The 637-nt window shown below is 76.0% G+C and carries 2 pseudogenes; both read right to left on the bottom strand.

Features of this window, described 5'->3' with window-relative positions:
- Positions 1 to 280: pseudogene (locus tag LPA54_RS34835) on the bottom strand (ATP-binding protein); the annotation flags it as partial.
- Between the two features lie 3 nt (positions 281 to 283).
- Positions 284 to 637, bottom strand: a pseudogene (locus LPA54_RS34830) (ATP-binding protein); the annotation flags it as partial.

Raw genomic sequence — 637 nt, 5'->3', positions numbered from 1 at the left:
TGTCGAGGCGCGCGCGGGAGAGCCCCACCAGCTCGCGCAGCGCGTCCAGACGGGAGGCGAGCTGCGGGTCGTACGACAGGGGGATCACCTTCTGCGGGGTGGAGGCGCGGGGTTCGGCCACGGCGGGCTGCTCCTCGGCCGGACTGCCGTTCACCCGGCGCGCGATCAGCCCGTCGTCCCAGGCGCCGGCGGTGTCCGCGCGGGCGGGGCGCTCGGGCTGCTCGGTGCTTCCGAGGTGCTCGGGGTGCTCGGTGTGGTCCTGGTCAGTGACGGCGGTCACCGGTCACCTCTCCTTCTGCAGTACGGACAACGCGGCGATGAGTTCCGGCTGGGGTTCCGCGTGCACCTCGAGGGTGTCGATCGGGGCGAGCCGGCGTTCGCGTTCGGCGTGCATGATCCGGTCCACGTGGGCGACGAGGAGCCGTCCGCCGCGGTCGCGCAGGCGCAGCGCGCCCTGGACGCCGATGCGTTCGGCCAGCTGCTCCCCCGCCGCGCGGGCGCGCCGCCCGCCGAGGAGGGCGGCGGCGAGCAGGGCGGCGACGTTCTCGGGGGCGGGAGCGACGCTGCGGTCGAGCCGGCGCACCTCCTCCTCGGCCAACTCCTCCAGGACCCGCCGCCACCGGCGTACGGCGACGGC

Source organism: Streptomyces sp. DH12 (assembly GCF_020873895.1).
Classification (GTDB): Bacteria; Actinomycetota; Actinomycetes; order Streptomycetales; family Streptomycetaceae; genus Streptomyces.
This window is presented reverse-complemented; position numbering and strand designations above follow the sequence as displayed.